This window comes from Sulfitobacter sp. HI0129 (assembly GCF_001635395.1).
Lineage (GTDB): Bacteria > Pseudomonadota > Alphaproteobacteria > Rhodobacterales > Rhodobacteraceae > Sulfitobacter.
The window spans coordinates 1-432 of the sequence record NZ_LWGH01000029.1; the positions used below are offsets into that span (position 1 = coordinate 1).

The window sequence follows — 432 nt, forward strand, 5'->3', positions numbered from 1 at the left end:
TACGCCAGCCCCGCCTACCTCAAGAACAGCGGCACCCCGCAGAAGATCGAGGACATGTCCGAACATCGGCTGATCTGCCAGAACACCGACAGCGATCAGGTCAGCGCGGGCACGCAGCTCATCCATCAGCTGCTGTTGAACGACGTTCGCTCGCTTTTGACGGTAAACAACTACTTCGGCGTCCTACAGGGCGTTCTGCACAACCTGGGCATCGGGGTTCTGCCGGATTATCTGCTTCAGGATTTCCCCGAACTGGTGCAGGTGCTGCCGGATATCGAATCAGCCGACGTTCCTGTTTTCCTCGCCTACCCCGAGGAATTGCGCCAATCCAAGCGAGTCGCGGCCTTCCGTGACTTTGTACAGGAAGAGATCATAATGTACCGTAAGCAATTGCGGGAAAAAGGAAACCTGTAGTTATGCGCGGACTGCATA

1 protein-coding gene is annotated in these 432 nt (G+C 56.0%); it reads left to right on the forward strand.

Features of this window, described 5'->3' with window-relative positions; translation table 11 throughout:
- Positions 1-414, forward strand: a 414-nt coding sequence (locus tag A3764_RS00350; RefSeq protein WP_236627970.1) for a LysR substrate-binding domain-containing protein, incomplete at its 5' end; no start/stop codon positions are given.
- Positions 415-432: the final 18 nt, after the last annotated feature.